This is a genomic window from Dactylosporangium sp. NPDC051087, assembly GCF_055586325.1.
The window spans coordinates 162,955-180,832 of record NZ_JBVJIJ010000015.1 but is presented as its reverse complement, the minus strand read 5'-3'; the positions used below and the strand labels follow the sequence as shown (position 1 = coordinate 180,832).

General features: G+C 75.2%; 19 protein-coding genes and 1 pseudogene. 4 read left to right on the top strand and 16 right to left on the bottom strand.

The genetic code is table 11. The annotated features are described in order from the left end of the window. Nucleotides 1–52: 52 nt before the first annotated feature. The 8 genes from ACZ6TV_RS28175 to ACZ6TV_RS28140 all read right to left on the bottom strand — a co-directional run bounded on the left by ACZ6TV_RS28175 (nt 53) and on the right by ACZ6TV_RS28140 (nt 8,935). Complete coding sequence (locus ACZ6TV_RS28175) at nt 53–1,618, bottom strand: TIGR03086 family metal-binding protein (RefSeq protein ID WP_465300288.1); 1,566 nt, start codon at nt 1,616–1,618, stop codon at nt 53–55. A gap of 39 nt (nt 1,619–1,657) precedes the next feature. Beyond that, nucleotides 1,658–2,200, bottom strand: coding sequence for a uridine kinase family protein (locus tag ACZ6TV_RS28170; protein ID WP_465300287.1), 543 nt, complete (start codon nt 2,198–2,200; stop codon nt 1,658–1,660). Further along, nucleotides 2,197–2,571, bottom strand: a complete 375-nt coding sequence (locus tag ACZ6TV_RS28165) for a hypothetical protein (protein WP_465300286.1) — start codon at nt 2,569–2,571, stop codon at nt 2,197–2,199. The genes ACZ6TV_RS28170 and ACZ6TV_RS28165 overlap by 4 nt, the downstream gene beginning before the upstream one ends. 103 nt (nt 2,572–2,674) lie before the next feature. After that, complete coding sequence (locus tag ACZ6TV_RS28160) at nt 2,675–3,163, bottom strand: TolB family protein (protein ID WP_465300285.1); 489 nt, start codon at nt 3,161–3,163, stop codon at nt 2,675–2,677. Between the two features lie 97 nt (nt 3,164–3,260). Further along, nucleotides 3,261–4,421: a GNAT family N-acetyltransferase gene (locus ACZ6TV_RS28155; protein ID WP_465300284.1), complete on the bottom strand. Its 1,161-nt coding sequence runs from the start codon at nt 4,419–4,421 to the stop codon at nt 3,261–3,263. A gap of 99 nt (nt 4,422–4,520) precedes the next feature. After that, the gene (locus tag ACZ6TV_RS28150; protein ID WP_465300411.1) at nt 4,521–5,396 is read right to left on the bottom strand and encodes a septum formation family protein; all 876 of its coding nucleotides are present in this window, start codon (nt 5,394–5,396) and stop codon (nt 4,521–4,523) included. Between the two features lie 81 nt (nt 5,397–5,477). Then, a complete protein-coding gene (locus ACZ6TV_RS28145) occupies nt 5,478–6,146 on the bottom strand; it encodes a hypothetical protein (protein WP_465300283.1) in 669 nt (222 codons plus the stop codon). Further along, on the bottom strand, nt 6,143–8,935 hold the full coding sequence (locus ACZ6TV_RS28140) for an AfsR/SARP family transcriptional regulator (RefSeq protein ID WP_465300282.1): 2,793 nt from the start codon (nt 8,933–8,935) through the stop codon (nt 6,143–6,145). The genes ACZ6TV_RS28145 and ACZ6TV_RS28140 overlap by 4 nt, the downstream gene beginning before the upstream one ends. 106 nt (nt 8,936–9,041) lie before the next feature. On the opposite strand from ACZ6TV_RS28140, the gene ACZ6TV_RS28135 reads away from it, so the two are divergent. Continuing rightward, nucleotides 9,042–9,602, top strand: coding sequence for a DUF4386 family protein (locus ACZ6TV_RS28135; protein WP_465300281.1), 561 nt, complete (start codon nt 9,042–9,044; stop codon nt 9,600–9,602). Between the two features lie 16 nt (nt 9,603–9,618). On the opposite strand, the gene ACZ6TV_RS28130 is transcribed toward ACZ6TV_RS28135, so the two are convergent. Together ACZ6TV_RS28130 and ACZ6TV_RS28125 are read right to left on the bottom strand one after the other, a co-directional pair. Beyond that, nucleotides 9,619–10,125 (bottom strand): GNAT family N-acetyltransferase, encoded by a 507-nt coding sequence (locus ACZ6TV_RS28130; protein ID WP_465300280.1) that lies wholly within the window; start codon nt 10,123–10,125, stop codon nt 9,619–9,621. Between the two features lie 20 nt (nt 10,126–10,145). Next, nucleotides 10,146–11,084, bottom strand: a complete 939-nt coding sequence (locus ACZ6TV_RS28125) for a GlxA family transcriptional regulator (protein ID WP_465300279.1) — start codon at nt 11,082–11,084, stop codon at nt 10,146–10,148. Between the two features lie 95 nt (nt 11,085–11,179). Between ACZ6TV_RS28125 and ACZ6TV_RS28120 the strand changes: the two are divergent. After that, nucleotides 11,180–11,867, top strand: a pseudogene (locus ACZ6TV_RS28120) (DJ-1/PfpI family protein); the annotation flags it as partial. After that, entirely contained in the window at nt 11,857–12,153 is a 297-nt protein-coding gene (locus tag ACZ6TV_RS28115) for a hypothetical protein (RefSeq protein WP_465300278.1), read from the top strand. The pseudogene ACZ6TV_RS28120 and the gene ACZ6TV_RS28115, both read left to right, overlap by 11 nt. Here the strand turns inward: ACZ6TV_RS28115 and ACZ6TV_RS28110 are convergent. The 6 genes from ACZ6TV_RS28110 to ACZ6TV_RS28085 all read right to left on the bottom strand — a co-directional run bounded on the left by ACZ6TV_RS28110 (nt 12,134) and on the right by ACZ6TV_RS28085 (nt 16,842). Further along, the gene (locus ACZ6TV_RS28110; protein ID WP_465300277.1) at nt 12,134–12,946 is read right to left on the bottom strand and encodes an SIR2 family NAD-dependent protein deacylase; all 813 of its coding nucleotides are present in this window, start codon (nt 12,944–12,946) and stop codon (nt 12,134–12,136) included. The two genes, ACZ6TV_RS28115 and ACZ6TV_RS28110, sit on opposite strands and share 20 nt — an antisense overlap. 41 nt (nt 12,947–12,987) lie before the next feature. Continuing rightward, nucleotides 12,988–14,082, bottom strand: a complete 1,095-nt coding sequence (locus ACZ6TV_RS28105) for an ABC transporter ATP-binding protein (protein ID WP_465300276.1) — start codon at nt 14,080–14,082, stop codon at nt 12,988–12,990. Further along, a complete protein-coding gene (locus ACZ6TV_RS28100) occupies nt 14,079–14,888 on the bottom strand; it encodes an ABC transporter permease (RefSeq protein WP_465300275.1) in 810 nt (269 codons plus the stop codon). The genes ACZ6TV_RS28105 and ACZ6TV_RS28100 overlap by 4 nt, the downstream gene beginning before the upstream one ends. A gap of 13 nt (nt 14,889–14,901) precedes the next feature. Further along, nucleotides 14,902–15,711 (bottom strand): molybdate ABC transporter substrate-binding protein, encoded by an 810-nt coding sequence (gene modA, locus ACZ6TV_RS28095; RefSeq protein WP_465300274.1) that lies wholly within the window; start codon nt 15,709–15,711, stop codon nt 14,902–14,904. After that, complete coding sequence (locus ACZ6TV_RS28090) at nt 15,708–16,133, bottom strand: TOBE domain-containing protein (RefSeq protein ID WP_465300273.1); 426 nt, start codon at nt 16,131–16,133, stop codon at nt 15,708–15,710. Before ACZ6TV_RS28090 ends, modA begins: the two co-directional genes overlap by 4 nt. 109 nt (nt 16,134–16,242) lie before the next feature. Next, complete coding sequence (locus ACZ6TV_RS28085; RefSeq protein WP_465300272.1) at nt 16,243–16,842, bottom strand: TetR/AcrR family transcriptional regulator; 600 nt, start codon at nt 16,840–16,842, stop codon at nt 16,243–16,245. An 88-nt stretch (nt 16,843–16,930) separates the two neighbouring features. Between ACZ6TV_RS28085 and ACZ6TV_RS28080 the strand changes: the two genes are divergently transcribed. After that, a complete protein-coding gene (locus ACZ6TV_RS28080) occupies nt 16,931–17,878 on the top strand; it encodes an NADP-dependent oxidoreductase (RefSeq protein WP_465300271.1) in 948 nt (315 codons plus the stop codon).

Genomic DNA, 17,878 nt, shown 5'->3' with positions numbered 1-17,878 from the left:
AAGGCGGCATCACCGACGGCGACCTGTGAGGGCACGACCGAGCAAGGCGGCATCACCGACGGCGACCTGTGACGGCGCGACCGAGGTAGGCGGCGAGCCGGTCCGCTGCCGTCGCCGTGCCCGGCCAAGGCTGTTCCGGCCCGAACGACCCGCCGGCGGTCCGGGGAAGCGTGCCGTAGATCGCCCGCACCGCCTCCAGCGTGCGCCTGGCGACGTCCGGGACGAGGTCCGTGCCCGCCCCGGTCGCCGTGGCCAGGTCCCAGCCGTGCACCAGCATCTCGATGACGACCTGCTCGACCATCCGCCACCCCGGCGCCGGCCCGAACCGCTCCCGCAGCAGACCCGGCCGCCGGAACGCCGCCAGCGTCGCCGCCGCCGCGGCCCGGAACGCGGCCACATGGTCGTCGCCGAGATGATCGGCGTCGAAGTCACTCCGCGGCGCGCCCGTGGCCAGGCCGGTCCACAGCAGGTTCTCCCAGACGAGATGGTTCAGCAGCTCCCGTACGTCCCAGCCGGCGCACGGCGTGGGATCGCCGAACCGGCCCACCTCCGTGGCGGCGACGAGCGCCCCCACCGCGGCCAGGACCCGCTCGCAGTCGGCCAGCACCTGCTCGGGATCGCCGCCGTCGTCGGCCATCGCGGCGATCCCGGCGGCCCGGCCGCCCGGCACCGGGTTCGCCCGCAACGCCGTCATCAGCCAGGCGCCGGGTTCGGCGAGGCTCGGCCGGACGGGCCAGCCGTTGATGACGCACAGCAGCTGCCAGTACCGCTCGACGCCCCGGTCCGAGGCGACCTCCAGCTGCTCCAGCAGCCTCCGCCGGGCCTCCGCACCGTCCCGCTCGAGCCCCAGGTCCGTGCCGTGCTGGGTCGGGATCCACGCCTCGACGATGCCCGCCACGACCGGGTCCGCCGCCGGTGAGTCGGGCATGACGCCCCGGTCCGCGGCCTCGGTGACCCGCCGCACCCACAGGTCCGTGAGCCGCTCGACCGCCGCCACGTCCCGGTCGCCGGGCTCCCCGGGCGCGTGCTCGGCGGCGTACCCGGCCATCCGCTCGAACGCGGCCCGCAGCCGCGGCTCCCGCACCAGCCCGGCCAGCTCGATCCACGCGTCGAGCTGCTCGTCGGTCGGCCGCTCCGGCAGGTCCGGCGTCGCCGCCAGCAACCCGTCCCGGTACGCCGGCACGTCGAGATCCCCGACCGCGTCCACCACGAACCGCTGCACGATCGCGGTGCGCTCCTGCGCCGACAGCCGCGCCAGCCGGGTCAGCTCGGCCAGCTCCTCCGCGGTCGCGTCCCGCCGCGCCACCGACCGCAGCACCGCCTGCTGCAACCGCAACGCCCGGACCTGCGCCTCGATCGCGTCCGCGTGTACCGCCGCCGCCTCACCGAGCCCACGCTCCCGCTGGACCACCTCCCGGATCGCCGCCATCCCCAGCCCCAGCTCCCGCAACGTCCGCGCCAGCTCGAGCCGCGCCAACGCCCGCGCGTCGTACCGCCGGTACCCGCCCCCGCTGCGCTCCGTGGGCGGCACCACCCCGATGTCCGACCAGTGCCGGATCACCTTCACCGGCACCCCGGTCCGCCTCGCCAGCTCCCCGATGCTCAACAGCTCGTCCACTCGCACACCCCCACCCTGGCGTCTCCCACCATGGGAGAGTCAACTCCCCGGCGGTTGCGAAAGGTGCCGGGCGATCCGCTCGGCGGAGGCGGTGACCGGGGCGGTGCCGTCGAGGATCAGGTCGGCGAGGTGCCTGGTCGGGGCGATGTGGCCGGTGTACGCGCCGCGACCGTGCTCCAGATAGCCGCGCAGCACGAGGGCCGGGTCGCGGCCTTCGGTGATCTTGCGCAGGGTCTTGCGGGCGATGGCGACGTCCGGGGGAGTGTCGACGTAGACCTTCCAGCGGGCGGTGGCCAGCGGCGGCAGGGCGAGGGCGAAGATGCCCTCCACGACGACCAGCGGCACGTCCCGGTGCGCGGCGAGCCGGCGCCGGAGCCGGTCGGGGTCGATGGCGGCCGGGTCGCTGACGTTGACGACGCGGCCGGGGCCGTCGTACCGCGGCAGGCTCGGCGCCAGCGCGGGATCGTCGTGGTAGCAGTCGTCGAGGTGCACGACCGGGGCGCCGAGGAGGGCACCGAGGGCGGCGGCGATGCTGGTCTTGCCGGAGCCCGCCGGGCCGCCGAGGGCGAGGACCGCGGTCAACTCTCCACGGCCACGCTGTCGACGGTGCCCGTGGCGTCGAAGGTGACCGCGACGACGTGGTCGGTGAGGTGCCGGCCGAGCGTGTAGTCCAGGACCGCGCGGGTGCCGGTCTCGCCGGGGTACAGGCCGACGCGGGCCAGCCGCAGCGCCGCGACGAAGGTGGCGGTGTCGGCGTGGAACAGGGCGCCAAGCACGTCGGCGGCGCCGTCGAAGTCCAGGTAGTCCTCGCGCGGCGAGTCCTCGCGCATCGCGTGCCGGGCGCGTTCGTCGAAGCGGGCCAGGTCGCCGGCGACCGCGGTGACGTCGTCCGGCGTGCCCCCGTCGAACTCGACGGTGCCCAGCACGGGATGGTCGGCGCTGCGGGCGGTCACAGGTCGGAGCCGTCGTCGCGGGTGGGGCGGACCAGGTCGGGCACGTCGGCGACGGTACCCGATGCGGGTGGCCACAGCCGGGGTAGGGCCGGGGGTGGGGAGCTTACCGCGCGGGGGTGTCCTCGCCGGGGACGTCGGTGATGTAGCCGACCTGCGGGGCGGCCTGGTCGCGGCACGCGGCCGGGGTCATCGGCTCGGAGGTGGCGCCGCCGCGGGTGCCGACGCGGAACGTGCCGGGCGCGCCGGTGCAGGACTCGGCCGTGTAGGTGATCGTGGTGCCGTCCGGTGACCAGACGGGTGCGGTTCCGGTGCGGTCGCTGACCTGGTGCTTGCCGGCGCCGTTCGCCTTCATCACCCAGACGGTGTTGTTGTGCACGTACGTGATGCGCGTGCCGTCGGGGGAGAGGCTGGGCTGCGAGTTGACCTGGTCCTCGGTGAGCCGGACGGTGCGGTCGCCGTCGACGGAGTAGATGACGCCGCCGCGGGCGTAGACGTCGGTGCCGGAGGCGTGGGCGGCGGTCCCGCAGAGCAGGCCGGCGACGGCGGTGCAGCCGGCGAGCGTGAGCGCCTTCGTGATCGTCGAGCGGTTCATCCGTGCCCCCTGTGGTCCGTCGCGTCCGTGTGACGCTGAGACCATCGGCGCAACCGTCCGGCACCTGAACGGTTCCCGGCCGGAAATTGTGCGGGGTTCAGGGCAGGTAGAACGTGAGCAGGTCAGCGGTGACGGGTGGGAACAGCGCCCGCATCAGGTCGGCGTTCGGGCCCGGGTACACGTCGGGGTGCCGCGCGGTCAGGCCGGCGATGCCGTGCGGGCCGAACAGCAGCGGCGCGACGAGGTCCGGTGCGACGCCCGCACCGCCGTGCGACGCCGGCGCCTGCATCGGGCCGCCGGCGACGACCTCGGTCACGACACCGCCGGCGCGCCGGAGCCGTACATGGTGACGGAAGAACGAAACGACGACGTCGTCGTCGGAGGCGAAGCCGGACAGCCGCGCCGACAGCAGGGGGCGCAGGTGCGTCAGCAGCGCCGGCACGTCGGGGACGCGCACGTAGTACTCGGCGGCGCCCGGCTCCGGCGGTGCCAGGTGCGCGGCGAGCAGCTCCTCGCGGTCCTTCGCCTGGAACTCCTGGCCACCGGCCAGCCCGGCGGCGTGGGCGAGCAGCGCCGCGACCGCGGCCGGCTCGTCCGCCGCGACCTCGGCCAGCACGACGCCCTCGGCGGGTGGCGTGACCCTGCCGGTGCCGATCGGCCGGCCGGCCCGCTCCACGACGACCTGGGTGCTGCCGGAGCGGGCGACGAGCGCGCGCCAGCACATCGGCGAGTGCGGCATGCTCAGCTCGTGCCGCCGCTGGACGGCGTCCTGCAGCCCGGCCATCGCCTCGATGTCGTCCGGCCCGGCGGCCCGCACCGTGCAGCCGTCGGGCATGTCCGGCACGGTGTGCACGGCCCTGTTCTGCGGGATCGGGATGGCGTACTGGTAGCCGAACTGCCGGTAGAAGTACGGGATGCCGACCATCACCTGCATGAGGTGCCCGCGCCGGGCGGACCGCTCGTGCGCCCACTCCATCAGGGAGCGGACCAGGCCGCGGCCCTCGTAGGCCCGGTCGGTGGCGACGAGCTCCACCTGCCCGGCGGGGATCGGCACGCCGCCGAGCACGACGGTCTCGTCGAGCAGCGTCGCGGTGGACACGACCCGGTCACCGTCGACGACGACCGCGCACGAGTCATAGCCGCCGCCGGGATCCCCCACGACGAGCCGGTGGTCCTCGGCGTCGGCGGCCTCGCCGCGGTCCGTGAGCAGCGCCCCGATCTGGTCGAGGTCGGCGGGCCGCGCCGCGCGCAGTTCCATGCCGCGATTGTCCACAGCCGCGCGCGGGCCGTCGAAGCATTTTCCGGTCCACACCGGCGACGCGTCCGGCTGTTCCAGCTCGGCGTCACGGACTGACCGTCAGATCGGCGCGGACCCCAGCCCGCGCAGCGACTTCGTGACCGGGCGGTGGAAGATGACGACGCAGCGGGCGGAGCGTTCACCGGCGTCCCAGTTGATCGTCGACACCCGCCACCAGGTGATGCCGGACCCCTGGCGCCTGGTCAGCTCGGCGAGCGGCTGGTTCACGTAGGCGGCGGCGGCCCGCTGGCAGCCGTCGAGGAACGCCTTGTCGCTGCCGGTGCCCACGGCCGATCCGGCCGGCGCGCGGAACGTGCCGACGTATTCGGCGTTGTGCTCCTGCTCGCACGCCGCCGGCAGCAGCAGGCGCGGGTTCTTGTCCGTGTTGAACTCCGCGGTGCCGCACCCCAGCCCGACCGGCCGGGTGCCGCGCAGCCCGTCCTTCAGCGAACCCGACCGCGGCAGCGCGTCGCCGAGGACACCGCGCAGCTCCACGAGATCGCAGCGGAACGTGCGTGTCCCCTCGGCCCACTGCGCGGCCGTCGGCGGCAGGAACAGCAGGGCGAGCCGGCCGTCGTGCCAGTCCGCGCCGAGGAAGTCGCCGGCCCGCTGCTCGCACTCGGCGTAGGCGGCCTGCCGTCCGGCGGGTGCGGGCGGTGCGGCCGCCTGCGCCTGCGCGCCGGTGAACGTGCCGACGTGGACCGTCTCCGTCAGGTGCCTGGCCGAGCAGTCCGCGACGAGGTGCAGCTCGCTGACGGTGAGCCCGGAGACGGTGTCGTACCCGTACGTGGTCGTGTACGTCGACGAGCACGTCCCCGCCGTGGCGGCCGCCGGCAGTGTCGCCGACGCCGAAGGGCTCACGGACGCGGACGGCGACGGGGCAGGGGGCGGGGCCGGCTTGTCACAGCCGGCCAGCACCGCACCGGCCACGAACATTGTCAGCACACGCCAAATCCACGTCATCGACGCCACCCCCGTGACGCACCACAGTGCCCGATGTCGATCGGTTGTGCAAGGTCAGCCGACCTTGAACCAGGACCGCAGCAGGGGGTCGTCGGTGCGGCGGTCGACGAGGGCGCGCCAGGCCCGCCACGCCTCGGCGCCGGCGGTCTCCTTCAGCGCGGCCGACGGGGTGCCGTCGGCCCACCACCGCTCGACGGGCACGGCGGCGCGCACCTCGCCGGTGAAGGCGTCCAGCAGCGCCGGGTCGTCCGTCAGCAGCAGCCCGAGCGTGAGGAACGGCCGGGATCCGGGGTTGTCCCGCCAGCCGCCGGGCTCGTGCAGGCGGCACCAGGCGAGGAAGCGCGCGGCGAGGGCGGCCGGCTCGGGGCCGAGGTCCAGCGCCGACCCGACCAGCCCGGCGACGGGCCCGGCCGGGTGGACGGCGTCGCCGGTGCGGGTGAGCGCCAGGCAGGAGAAGAGCCGCGCGACGTGGCCGCGCCAGCCGGCCGACCCCGGCACCGGATCGTGTTCGGTGACGACCGTGTGCGCCGACAGCTCGAGGACCTCGCGCGGCGTCCAGTCGAGCGCGTCCGGCAGCCGCCGCGCGACGAGCAGCTCCTCGATGGCCCGGCGGTGCTCGTCGACCCGCATGCCGTAGTCGAGGCTGGCGAGGTCCCGCACGATCGAGGCGTTGAGCCGGGTCCGCACCCAGTCCCGCAGCGCGAGTTCCGAGGGCTCCGTCACGGCAGGGCCGCGATCAGCTCGTCGAGCACGTCACGCATGTACCGCAGCGCCTCGTGATCGTCGATCCGGGGTCCGTCGTGGACGGTCAGCCGGGCGGCCCGCGGGATCAGGGTGCGGGCGGCCATCGCGCCGAAGTCGTTCGCGGCCGAGAGGTAACCGAACATGTGCGACGCCTCGGCGGTCCGGTCGAGGGCGGCGGTCATGTTGACGAACTCGATGCAGACCACGCTGGCCGCGACGGCGTTGCCCGTGTCGATGAGCTCGCTGACGTACGAGCGCAGCAGCCGCAGCGCCCGTGGCCGCTCGCCGCGCCGGAAGGCGGCCCGGGCCTCGGCGGTCGTGTTCGCCGACAGCGTGCCGGGTGGGACGTCGACGCTGGCGGCCTCGTCGAAGCGGCGTTCGGCGTCGGTGGAGCGGCCCTGGAACGCGGCCGAGTACGCGAGGGTCTGCAACGCCCAGTGCAGCAGGGTCGGCGGCCCGCCGGCGCGGTGCCGGTCCGCGAGCGCGCCGACCGCGGCGTCGACGTGCGCGAAGCCCCCGATGCCCAGCAGCGTCCCCGCCGACGCCAGCTCCAGGAACGCCGCCAGGTCGGGCTCGCCCTGCCGGTGCAGGTCCGCGACCGCGCCGGGCAGGCACCGCCGCAGCGTTTCGCCGTCGCCGCCGCAGTACGCGTCCGCCCAGCGGCGCAACGGCCCCTCGGCCGCGCCGTAGCGGTCGGCGACCTCGCGGTAGCCGCCCGGGTTCGCGTTCTGCGTGTGCCGCTCCGCGACCCACAGCAGCCAGAACGCGCGCAGGTCCGGGTCCGCGGCGGTCGTCATCGCCAGGATCAGCTCGGCCCAGTCGCCGAGTTCCTGCCGGCCCCGCAGCGGCAGCTCGGTGACGAGCGGCCGGACCAGCGCGTCGGCGAGGTCGGCGTCCCCGGTCGTTCGTGCCCACATGACCGCGGCGCGGAGGTTCGGCCACAGCTCGGCGAGGCGTTCGACGCCGCCCGCCTCGCCGGGACCGGCGAGCATGCCGTGGATGCGGGCCACCTCGCCGGTGCACCACCGGGCGTGCCGGCCGGCGACGACGTCGGCGGCGCCCCGCTCGCGCAGGTGCCCGGCGGCGAACTGGCGCACGGTCTCCAGCAGGCGGAACCGCCGCCCGGCCGGCCCGAACGCGACGGTGACCATCGACCGGCCGACGAGGTCACCGAGCACGCCGTCGGCGTCGGGCACCCCGGTGACGGCCTCGGCGGCGCGCAGGTCGAAGGGGGCGGCGAAGACCGACAGCTCCCGCAGGAGCGTCTGCTCGTCCTGGGTGAGCAGGTCGTACGACCACTGGATCGCCGCCCGCAGCGTGCGGTGCCGTGCCGCGCCGGCCCGGCGGCCGCCGATCCCGAGGAGGTGGTCGTCGAGGCGGGCGACGAGATCCTCCGGGCGGTGGCTGACGGTGCGGGCCGCGGCCAGCTCGATGGCGAGGGGGATGCCGTCGAGCCGGCGGCACAGTTCGCCGACGGCCGCCCGGTGGGCCGTGGGGTCATAGGTGCGGTCGGCGGCGGCGGCCCTTGCGTCGAAGAGCTCCGCGCCGGCGGCCGCGTCGAGGGGCCCGACGACGAGGACCTGCTCACCGGCGACGGCGAGCCGCTCCCGCGCGGTGGCCAGGACCGTGACCTGCGGGCAGCCGGCGACGACGGCCTGCGCGAGGGCGGCCGCGCCGTCGACGACGTGCTCGCAGTTGTCGAGGACCAGCAGCGCCGGCCTGGCCCGCAGGGCGGTGACGATCGACTGGGTCACGCTGTGCCCCGGCCGGTTGGCGGCGCCGATCGTGTCGGCGACCGCGACGGGTACGTCCGACGGCGCCGCGATCCCGGCCAGCTCGACGAACCACGCCTCGCGCTCCTGCCTGCGGGCGGCGGCGAGCGCCAGCTGGGTCTTGCCGATCCCGCCCGGCCCGACGAGGGTCACGACCGGCGCCCGCGCCTCGGCGACCGCGCGCAGGTCCGCGTCGCGGCCGATGAGCCTGCCGGCGGCCAGCGGCAGCGCCGGACCGGGTGCCGCGGGCTCGTGCGGGACCGGACGGGCCGGCTCCTGCGCGGCGGCGGGTGGCGGGTCGAGGAGGGTGGCGTCGTGGCCGAGGATGCGGGCCTCGAGGTCACGCAGGGCCGGTCCCGGCTCGACCCCCGCCTCGGCGACGAGGTGGTGGCGGGCGCGCCGGTACGCCGCGAGTGCGTCCGCCTGACGGCCCAGCCGGTACAGCGTCGTCATCAGCAGCCCCCACGCGCTCTCCCGCAGCGGGTGCTGCTCGGCGAACTCGGCGAGCGCCCCGGCGGTCCCGCGCGGGTCGGCCCCGGCGCGGCGCTCCAGGTCGGTCTCGACGGTCGCCAGCCACTGCTCGGTGAGCCCCGCGACCGCGGCGGCCAGCCCCGGCGCGTCCAGGCCCGCCAGGGGAGCCCCGCCCCAGTGGGTGAGCGCGGTGCCCGGGTCGCCGTCGCGGGCGTGCCGCTGGAACCGGGCCACGTCGACCGAGTCGGGTGCCACGTCGAGCCGGTACGCGTCGCCGACCCGGGCGATCGCGCCGGCGCCGAGGCCCTTGCGCAGCTGGGCGATGTGCCACTGCAGGGTCTTGTGCGCGGTGCGGGGCGGCTCGTCACCCCAGACGAGGTCGATCAGGCGGGCCTGCGGCAGCGGCGTGCCCGGGGACAGCGCCAGGGCGGCCAGGAGCGTCTGCGTCTTCGCCGAGCCGACGTCGACCGGCGCGCCGTCACCGGTGGTGACGCGGACACCACCGAGCAGCCTGATCCGCACCACAGCGCGAGCTTGGCACGCCCCGCTCACCGCGGGCAAGCCCGTTCCCAACCAGCCGCACACCGGCGGCGGCTCTACTCGGTGCCTGCATCGGACAGAGGGAGTGGACATGGACCGAACGACCGCGCGGGTGACCGGCGGCCTCTTCATCACCGCGACGGTCGCGGGCGTGCTCAGCGCCGCGCTGCTGGACCGCTCCGCCGGTGGGAGCGCGCTGATGGTGCTGGTGATGGGCGCCGCGATCGTGATGATCCCGCCGGTGCTCTTCCCGGTCCTCAAGGCGCACGGCGAGGCCCTGGCGGTGGGCTACGTCGCGGCGCGGGCCGTCGAGGTGGTCCTGCTGGTGCCCGCGACGCGGCCGGACTTCGACTACGCGCCGCACGCGTTCTTCTTCTGCCTGAGCGCGCTGCTGCTCAACGTCCTGCTGTTCCGCTCGCGCCTGGTCCCCCGGTGGATCTCGGGCTGGGCGGTGGTCGCGGTGGCACCGTACCTGGTGGACGCGGTCCTCGTCCTGCTCGGCGTGCTCACCCCGGACTCGACCGTCCACGGCCTGCTGGTCGCCCCGCTCGGGCTCAACGAGATGGTCCTCGCGGTGTGGCTGCTGGCGAAGGGTTTCCGCGCCCGGCCGGCCGGGCAGCCGCGCCGCGAGGAGGTGCCCGCCGCCCGGTAGCCGGTGCGGGGCCGGGTCACCGCAGCTCCTTGCGGAACACCACCTCCCGCGGGGAGTAGCCCATGCGCTCCCCGTAGAAGGGCACCGACGTCGGGTTGGCGAGGTTCGTCTCCAGCGTCACCACCGTGGCGCCCTGCTCGACGGCCCACCGCTCGACCTCGGCCATCAGCGCCGCCCCGACCCCGGTGCGGCGGGCGGCGCCGATCACGGCGAGGGCGTCGACGTGGACCCTGCGGTGCGCCAGGTCCCGCTGCAGCTGCCAGCGCGCGGACGGCAGCGGCTCGTGGACCTGGGCCACCACCGTCCCGACGATCTCCCCGGCGGTCTCGGCGACCAGCATCAGCACCGCCGGGTCCGCCGCGTGGCGCTCGCAGAGGTCCTCGTGCCACTCCACGAGCCCGTCCGGATGCGGCTCCTGCGCGATGCCGGGCTCCAGGGCGGCGAAGAACGTGCCCGCCTCCTGCCACACCCTGGCCCGTCCCGGCCCGTCTCCCGCCCGCACCGGGCGTATCACTGTCGACATCGTCCCATCCTGCACCCGTGTCAGCTGAACGAGTGGCGGTAGGCCTGCGGGCTTACGCCGGTCGTGCGCTTGAAGCGGTCGCGGAACGCGGTCGGGGAGCCGAAGCCGACCTGGGCGCCGATCTGCTCGACGGACTGGCGGGTGGTCTCCAGCAGGTGCTGGGCCCGGCGGACGCGGGCACGGTGCAGCCACTGCAGCGGGGTCACGCCGGTCTGGTCGCGGAAGCGGCGGATCAGGGTGCGGGTGCTCATCCCGGCCTCGGCGGCGATGCCGGCGAGGGTCAGGTCGAGGTGCAGGTTGGCCCGCAGCCAGGTGAGCAGCGGCTCGAGTTCGGCACCTTGCGGGGTCGGCTGGTGGTCGTGGGCGATGAACTGCGCCTGGCCGCCCTCGCGTTCCAGCGGTACGACGGACAGCCGGGCCGCCGCGGCGGCGACGGCCGAGCCGTGGTCCCGGCGGATCAGGTGCAGGCACAGGTCCAGCCCGGCGGCCGCGCCGGCGGAGGTCAGGATCTGTCCATTGTCGACATACAGCACGCCGGGGTCGACGTCGACGGCCGGGTGGGTGGCGGCGAGCAGGTCGGCGGCGACCCAGTGGGTGGTGGCCCGCAGCCCGTCGAGCAGCCCGGCCGCGGCCAGCAGGAAGCTGCCCGAGCAGATGGAGGCGATCCGGGTGCCGTTCGCGGCGGCGGTACGCAGGGCGGCCCGGACGGCGGGGGTCAACGCGGCGTGGAGGACGGCGGTGCCGGGCACGATGATCGTGTGCGCGTCGCGCAGCGTGTCGAGCCCCCACGGCGCGCGCAGCGTGAACGCGCCCGCGTCGACCTCGGGGTGCTCGGCGCAGACGCGGACCTCGTAGCCGGGGCGGCCGTCCGGCAGGGTCGTGCGGGCGAACACCTCGATCGGGGTGGCCAGGTCGAAGGGGATCACCTGGTCCAGGGCGAGCACGGCGACGATGTGCATGGCGGGAACCGTACCCGCACGGTTGGCGATTTCCCGTTGGAAGTGGTCACGAATGCCACTGGGGCCCGTCCGCGGACCCGCTTAGCGTGAGCGGCATGCACGCGCAGATAGTCCTGTTCGACGGCTTCGACCCGTTGGACGTCATCGCACCGTACGAGGTGCTGCACGCGGGCGGGGCCGCCTCCGGCGGTGCCGTCACCGTCGAGCTGGTGTCGGCGGAAGGGCCACGCGAGGTGGTCAGCGGCACGGGCGGGCTCGCGCTGCGGGCCACCGCCGCGCTCGACCCGGGCCGCGCCGGTCTCGTCCTCGTCCCGGGCGCCTCCGGCCGCGTCGGGGAGCCCGACCTCGACGCGGGCGAGGGCGACGACTTCGTCCCCGTCCTGCTGGGCCGCACCCTCACCACCGAGCTGCCCGCGCTGCTGAAGGCGGCGATGGACAACCCGTCGGTGACGACGGCCGCGGTGTGCGGCGGCTCGCTCGTGTACGCCCTCGCCGGCCTGCTGGAGGGCCGCCACGCCACCACCCATCACCTGGGCCTGGACCTGCTCGACGCCACCGGGGTCACCGCGGTCCGCGCCCGGGTCGTCGACGACGGTGACTTCGTCAGCGGCGCCGGCGTGACGTCCGGCCTGGATCTCGCCCTGTACCTGCTGGAACGCGAGGTCGGCCCGCGGATCGCGCACGCCGTCGAGGAACTGTTCGCCCACGAACGGCGCGGCACCGTGTGGCGCGCCGCCGGGCCGCCGCCCACCGACTTGTGAAAGGGCCCGCCATGTCCGCGGAAGGCACCTGGGACCTCGTCATCGCCACGCCCATCGGGCGGATCGACGCCACCACCGTGATCCGGCGGGAGGGCGGCGTCCTGACCGGCACGGCCGCCGGCGCCGGCGAGGAGGTCCCGCTCACCGACGTCACCCTCGACGGCGACCGGATCACCTGGCGGCAGGCCGTCACCAGGCCGATGCGCCTCAACCTCGCCTTCGACCTGACCGTCGACGGCGACACGCTGACGGGCACCGCCCGGGCCGGCCGGCTGCCCGGCTCGAAGGTCACCGGCCGGCGCCGCTGACCGCCTCGACGATCGCCGGCAGCAGCTCGGCCGCGGTGCCGCGCAGGTTGACGGTGCAGACCACGTCGAGCTGGGTCGGCTCCGGGTTCACCTGGATGACGGTGGCGCCGGCGCGGGCGGCCAGCCGGGGGAGCTCGGCCGCCGGGTACACCACCCCGGACGTGCCGACCGTCAGCAGCACGTCGCAGCCGACGGCGGCCTCCACGGCGGCGGCCAGCGCGGCGCTCGGCAGCGCCTCGCCGAACCACACCACGCCGGGCCGGACCAGCGCGCGGCACACGTCGCAGCGCGGCGGCGGGATCCGGCCCGTGTCCCCGGCCCCCGTGTCCCCGGCCCCCGTGTCCCCGGCCCCTGTGTCCCCGGCTTCGGGGTCCGGTGCCGCGAACGGGTGGGCGCCGGTGCCGATGCAGCGGGGCGCGAACAGGCTGCCGTGCAGGTGGACCGGCGCCCGCGAACCGGCCCGCTCGTGCAGGTCGTCGACGTTCTGGGTGACGATGACCGTGCCGGGGACCAGCTCCTGCAGGGCCGCCGCGGCCAGATGCCCGGCGTTCGGGGAGGCTTTGCGGACGCGGGCGCGGCGCCACTCGTACCAGCCCCAGACGAGGTCCGGGTCGGCGTGGAACGCCTCGGGCGTGGCGAGCTGGTGGGCGTCGAACCGGGACCACAGGCCGGTCAGGTCGTCGCGGAACGTCGGCACCCCGCTCTGCGCCGACATCCCCGCCCCGGTGAACACGACGATGCGGGTGGCGGCGGCGACGCGCTCGGCGACGTCGGGTGGCAGGACCGGCTGCATGCGCCGGATCCTGCCACGCCCGCGCTGTGGTCGCGGTCCGGTCAGGCGGGATACGCGTGGGTCTCCGCCGCCTTGACCGCCGCCCACACCTGCTGGCCGGGGGACAGCTGCAGGTGCGCGGCGGCGGCCGGGGTGACGTCGGCGGCGGCGGTGACCGGGCCGGTGAGCTGGATGCGCAGGTTGTCGCCGTGCCGCTGGACACCGGAGACCGTCGCGCTCCACGTGTTGCGCGGGCTGCCGTCCGGGCGGCTCGGGTGCAGGGCGACCGCGGACGGGCGGAACACGACGAACGCGTCGCCGTCGTGCCGGTCGGCGGCCTCGAGGCTGAACCCTCCGGCGAGGTGGACGGTGTGGCCGTCGGCGCGCCCGCGGTACAGGTTGAGGCCGACGAGCCGGGCGACGTAGTCGGTGCGGGGGCGCGCGGTGATCGTGGCGGCGTCGCCCTCCTGCACGACCCGGCCGTCCTCGACGATGACCAGCCGGTCCGCGAGCACCAGCGCGTCGAGCGGGTCGTGGGTGACGAGCAGCGCGGCGCCGGCGTGCTCGGCGAGATGCCGTTGCAGCTCGGCCCGGGTGTCGAGCCTGGTCCGGGCGTCCAGGGCGGCGAGCGGCTCGTCCAGCAGCAGCAGCGCCGGGTGTACCGCCAGCGCCCGCGCCAACGCGACCCGCTGCGCCTGGCCGCCGGACAGCTGGCGGGGCTTGCGCCGGGCGTGCTCGGCGAGCCCGACCCGGGCGAGCCAGCCGGCGGCCTCCTCACGCGCGGCGCGCCGGTCGGCCCCGTGCCGGCGCGGGCCGAACGCGACGTTGTCCAGCGCCGACAGGTGCGGGAACAGCAGGTAGTCCTGGAACACGACGCCGATCGGCCGCCGCTCCGGTGGCGTGAACCGGCGCCGGTCGGGCCGGTCGAGGTCGGCGCCGTCGACGGTGACGTGCCCGGCGGTGAGCGGCTGCAGCCCGGCCAGGGCGCGCAGGGCGGTGGTCTTCCCGGCGCCGTTCGGCCCGAGCAGCGCCACGACCTGCCCCGGGTCGATCCGCAACTGGACGTCGAGGCGGAACGCCCCCCGGTCGACGACGACGTGCGCGTCCACGAACGCCTCGCCGTCCGGCTTGCCCAGCTGGACCTCGGGCGCGGTCATGGGCTGGTGATCCAGCGGTCGCGGAGGCCGGCGAGGATGCCGACGGACACGGTGAGCAGGATCAGGCTGAGCACGATCGCGGCGTCCAGGTCGGTCTCCAGGGCGAGGTACACGGCCAGCGGCATCGTCTGGGTCGTGCCGGGGTAGTTGCCGGCGAACGTGATGGTGGCGCCGAACTCGCCGAGCGCCCGCGCCCAGCACAGGATCGCGCCCGCGGCGACGCCGGGCGCGACGAGCGGCAGCGTCACGTGCGTGAACGTGGTCCACCGGCCCGCGCCGAGGGTCGCGGCGGCCTCCTCGTAGCGGCTGTCGGCGCCGCGCAGCGCCCCCTCGACGGCGATGATGAGGAACGGCATCGCGACGAACGCCTCGGCGATGACGACGCCGGTCGTGGTGAAGGGCAGCGTGATCCCGAACGTGGTGTCCAGCCACTCGCCGAGCAGGCCGCGCCGGCCGAAGACGAGCAGCAGCGCCACGCCGCCGACGACCGGCGGCAGGACGAGCGGGACGGTGACCAGCGCCCGGACGAGGCGCCGGCCGGGGAACTCGGCCCGGGCGAGCAGCCACGCGAGCGGCACGCCGAGCAGCAGGCACAGCAGGGTCGCGAGGGTGGCGCACTGCAGCGACAGCAGCAGCGCGGTCAGCACGCCGGGCTCCGTCATCCGCTGCGGCAGCGTCGACCAGGGTGCCCGCACCAGCAGCCCGAGCAGCGGCAGGACCAGGAACAGCAGCCCCAGCCCGGCCGGCACCAGCAGCCCGGCCGGGACACGGTGACGCAGGGGCGCGGCGGCCCCTGCGTCCTTCACGATCGGCATGGTCCTACGGTGCCTGGAATCCGGCCTCGGTGAGCACCGTCTTGCCCTTGTCGGACAGGATGTAGGCGACGAACGCCTCGGCACCGGCCTTGTTCGGGGCCTTCTTCAGCACGATGATCGGGTAGTCGTTGATCGCGCCGGCCGACTCGGGGAACTCGACGCCGTCGACGTCCGTCGCGGCGGCCTTGGCGTCCGTGCGGTAGACCAGTGCCGCGTCGACCTCGCCCAGCTTCACCTTCGACAGCGCGCCCTTGACGTCCTGCTCCAGGGTCACCGGGGTCACCTTGGCCTTGGCGGCCTCGATGGCCTTCTTCGCGGCGGCGCCGCACGGCACCTGCTCGGCGCACAGGGCGACCTTGATGCCGGGCTGCGTCAGGTCCGTCAGGGACTTGATGCCCTTCGGGTTGCCCTTCGCCACGGCGATGACCAGCTGGTTCTTCACGAACGTGGTCGCGGTGCCCTCGCCGCCGCCCGCGTCGGTGACGGTCTTCATGTTGGCCGGCGCCGCGGACGCGAACACGTCGGCGGGCGCGCCCTGGTTGATCTGCGTCGCGAGGGCGGAGCTGCCGGCGAAGTTGAACTTGACGGTGGAGCCCGGGTTGGCTGCCTCGAACTCCTTGCCGAGCTTGGTGAACGACTCCGTCAGCGACGCGGCCGCGAACACCGTCACGGTGCCGGTCACCTTCGCGGCGGCGGCGCTGCTGGCGCCGCTCGTCGCCGGTGGTGTGGTCGCGGTGTCCGAGCCGCTGCCGCAGGCGCTGACGGCCACGGCGACGATCGCGGCCAATGGGACATGTATCCAACGGGCTCTCACGAGCTGGTCCTCCCCTTGTGCACAACGGACGGGGTGGAACGCTCCACCACGACCGTGGTCGATTTGATCACTGCGATGGCCACCGACCCGACCTGCAGGTCGAGCTCGTCGACGGCCTCCCGGCTCATCAGCGACACGATCCGGAACGGGCCCGCCTGGATGTCGACCTGTGCCATGACCGTGTCCTTGACGACCGCGGTGACGATGCCGCGCAGCCGGTTGCGCGCCGAGGACTCCTCGGCCCGGCCGTCCGGCTCGGTGCTCTGCGCCCGGACGAACTGGGCGAGGTCGACGCCGTCGACCAGGCGGTGGCCGTGCTCGTCCCGGGTGGCGGGCAGCCGGCCGGCATCGACCCAGCGCCGGACCGTGTCCACGCTGACGCCCAGCAGCTCGGCCGCTTCACTGATCCGGAACACGGTCACGCGGTCACGGTAGCCTGCCGCACCTGCCGCCCGAAACCGCCCATCGGGCTCGCTTCCGCGAGACTCTGGTCTCAATCGGGCCGCATCTGCGTGACGGACACCGGGCGGCTCAGAGCGCGGCGGGCGGTGGCTCGGGGAGCGGGTGGGCGCCCTGCGGGCGGAGCCCGTCGAACAGGATGCCGAGATAGCGCCGCCACAGGTCCGGTGACGCGCCCGGCGCGTAGCTCGCCACGTAGTTCGGCGCGCACATCAGCAGGACGACGTCGGTGCCGGTGACGTCGTCGCGCAGCGCGCCGTGCTCGCGCGCCCGGGCGACCAGGTCGTCGACGGTGCGGTGCATCCGGTCGCGGGCCTCGGTCACCGCCGGATCGACGTCGCCCGCGCCGTGCAGGAACGACAGGTCACGCTGCTGCCGCTGATGCGCGGCAATAGTCAGGAACTCCAGCAGCGCGGCGCCCGGATCGGCCGCGTCGCGGAGCCGCTCGCCGGCGGTCGTGAGCTCGCCGACCCGGTCGAGCACGATCGCCGCGATCAGCTCGTCCTTCGTCGCGAAGTGCCGGAACACGGTGCCCTTGCCGACGCCCGCCCGGCGCGCGATGTCGGCGACGGAGGCGTCCAGCCCCCGCTCGGCGAACTCGTCGGCGGCGGCCGCCAGCAGTGACGCCCGGTTGCGCGCGGCGTCGGCGCGCAGGGGCCGGCCGGTCGTCATGACGCCCATCCTACAAGTTGACCGCGCGGTCCGTTTATGGCAGCCTCGACGCAGAACATGACCGACCGGTCCGTTTAGGGGAGGCGCAGTGCGCGCAGTCGTCGTCGGTGACTACGGCCCACCGGAGCAGTACACGGTGGGCGACCTTCCGGTGCCCAGGCCGGGACCGGGGCAGCTCCTGGTGCGCGTCGCCGCCGCCTCGGTCAACCCCGGCGACATCGTCATCCCAGGCGGCCGGTTCCGGGACTTCGCCGCGCTGTCGTTTCCGCACGTACCGGGCAACGACTTCGCCGGCACGGTCACCGAGGTCGGGCCGGGCGTGACCGGCTACGCCGAGGGCGACGAGATCTTCGGCTTCGCCGCGCCGCGGGCGATCCGCGCCATGCTCGGCCCGCGGCCGTCGATGAGCACCGGCGCCTTCGCCGAGTTCACGGTCGTCGAGGCGGACACGCCGTTCGTCGCGCACCGACCCGCGGGACTGCCGGTCGAGCAGGCCGCGGCGCTGCCCACCGCCGGGCTGGCCGCCCGCGCGCTGATGGCCACCGCCGGGGTGCACCCCGGCGAGCGGGTCCTGGTGGTCGGGGCGACCGGCGGCGTCGGCACGACCCTCCTGCCGCTGCTCGCCGCCGCGGGGGCGAGCGTCGTCGCGACCGCCACGGCCGAGGACGCCGACCTCGTCCGGCGGCTCGGCGCCACGGACGTCATCGGCTACACCGGCTACCCGGAGGGCGTCGACGCGGCCTTCAACCTCACCCTGCCCGGCGACCGGCTCACCGGCGTCGCCGCCGCGGTCCGGCCCGGCGGGCGCCTGCTCACCATCACGTATCCGGTGCCGGAGCAGGCCGGGATCGGCCGCGACGACGTCGAGCTCAGGTTCGTCCTCGACATGGAGGGCGCCCACGGCGGCGTGCGCGAGCTCGCCGAGGACGGCCTCCGGGCGACGGTCGGCCGCCGCTACACCCTGGAGGAGGGCGCGCGGGCATGCGTCGACTTCGAGCGCCGGCACACGACCGGCAAGCTCGTCGTCGTCATGTGA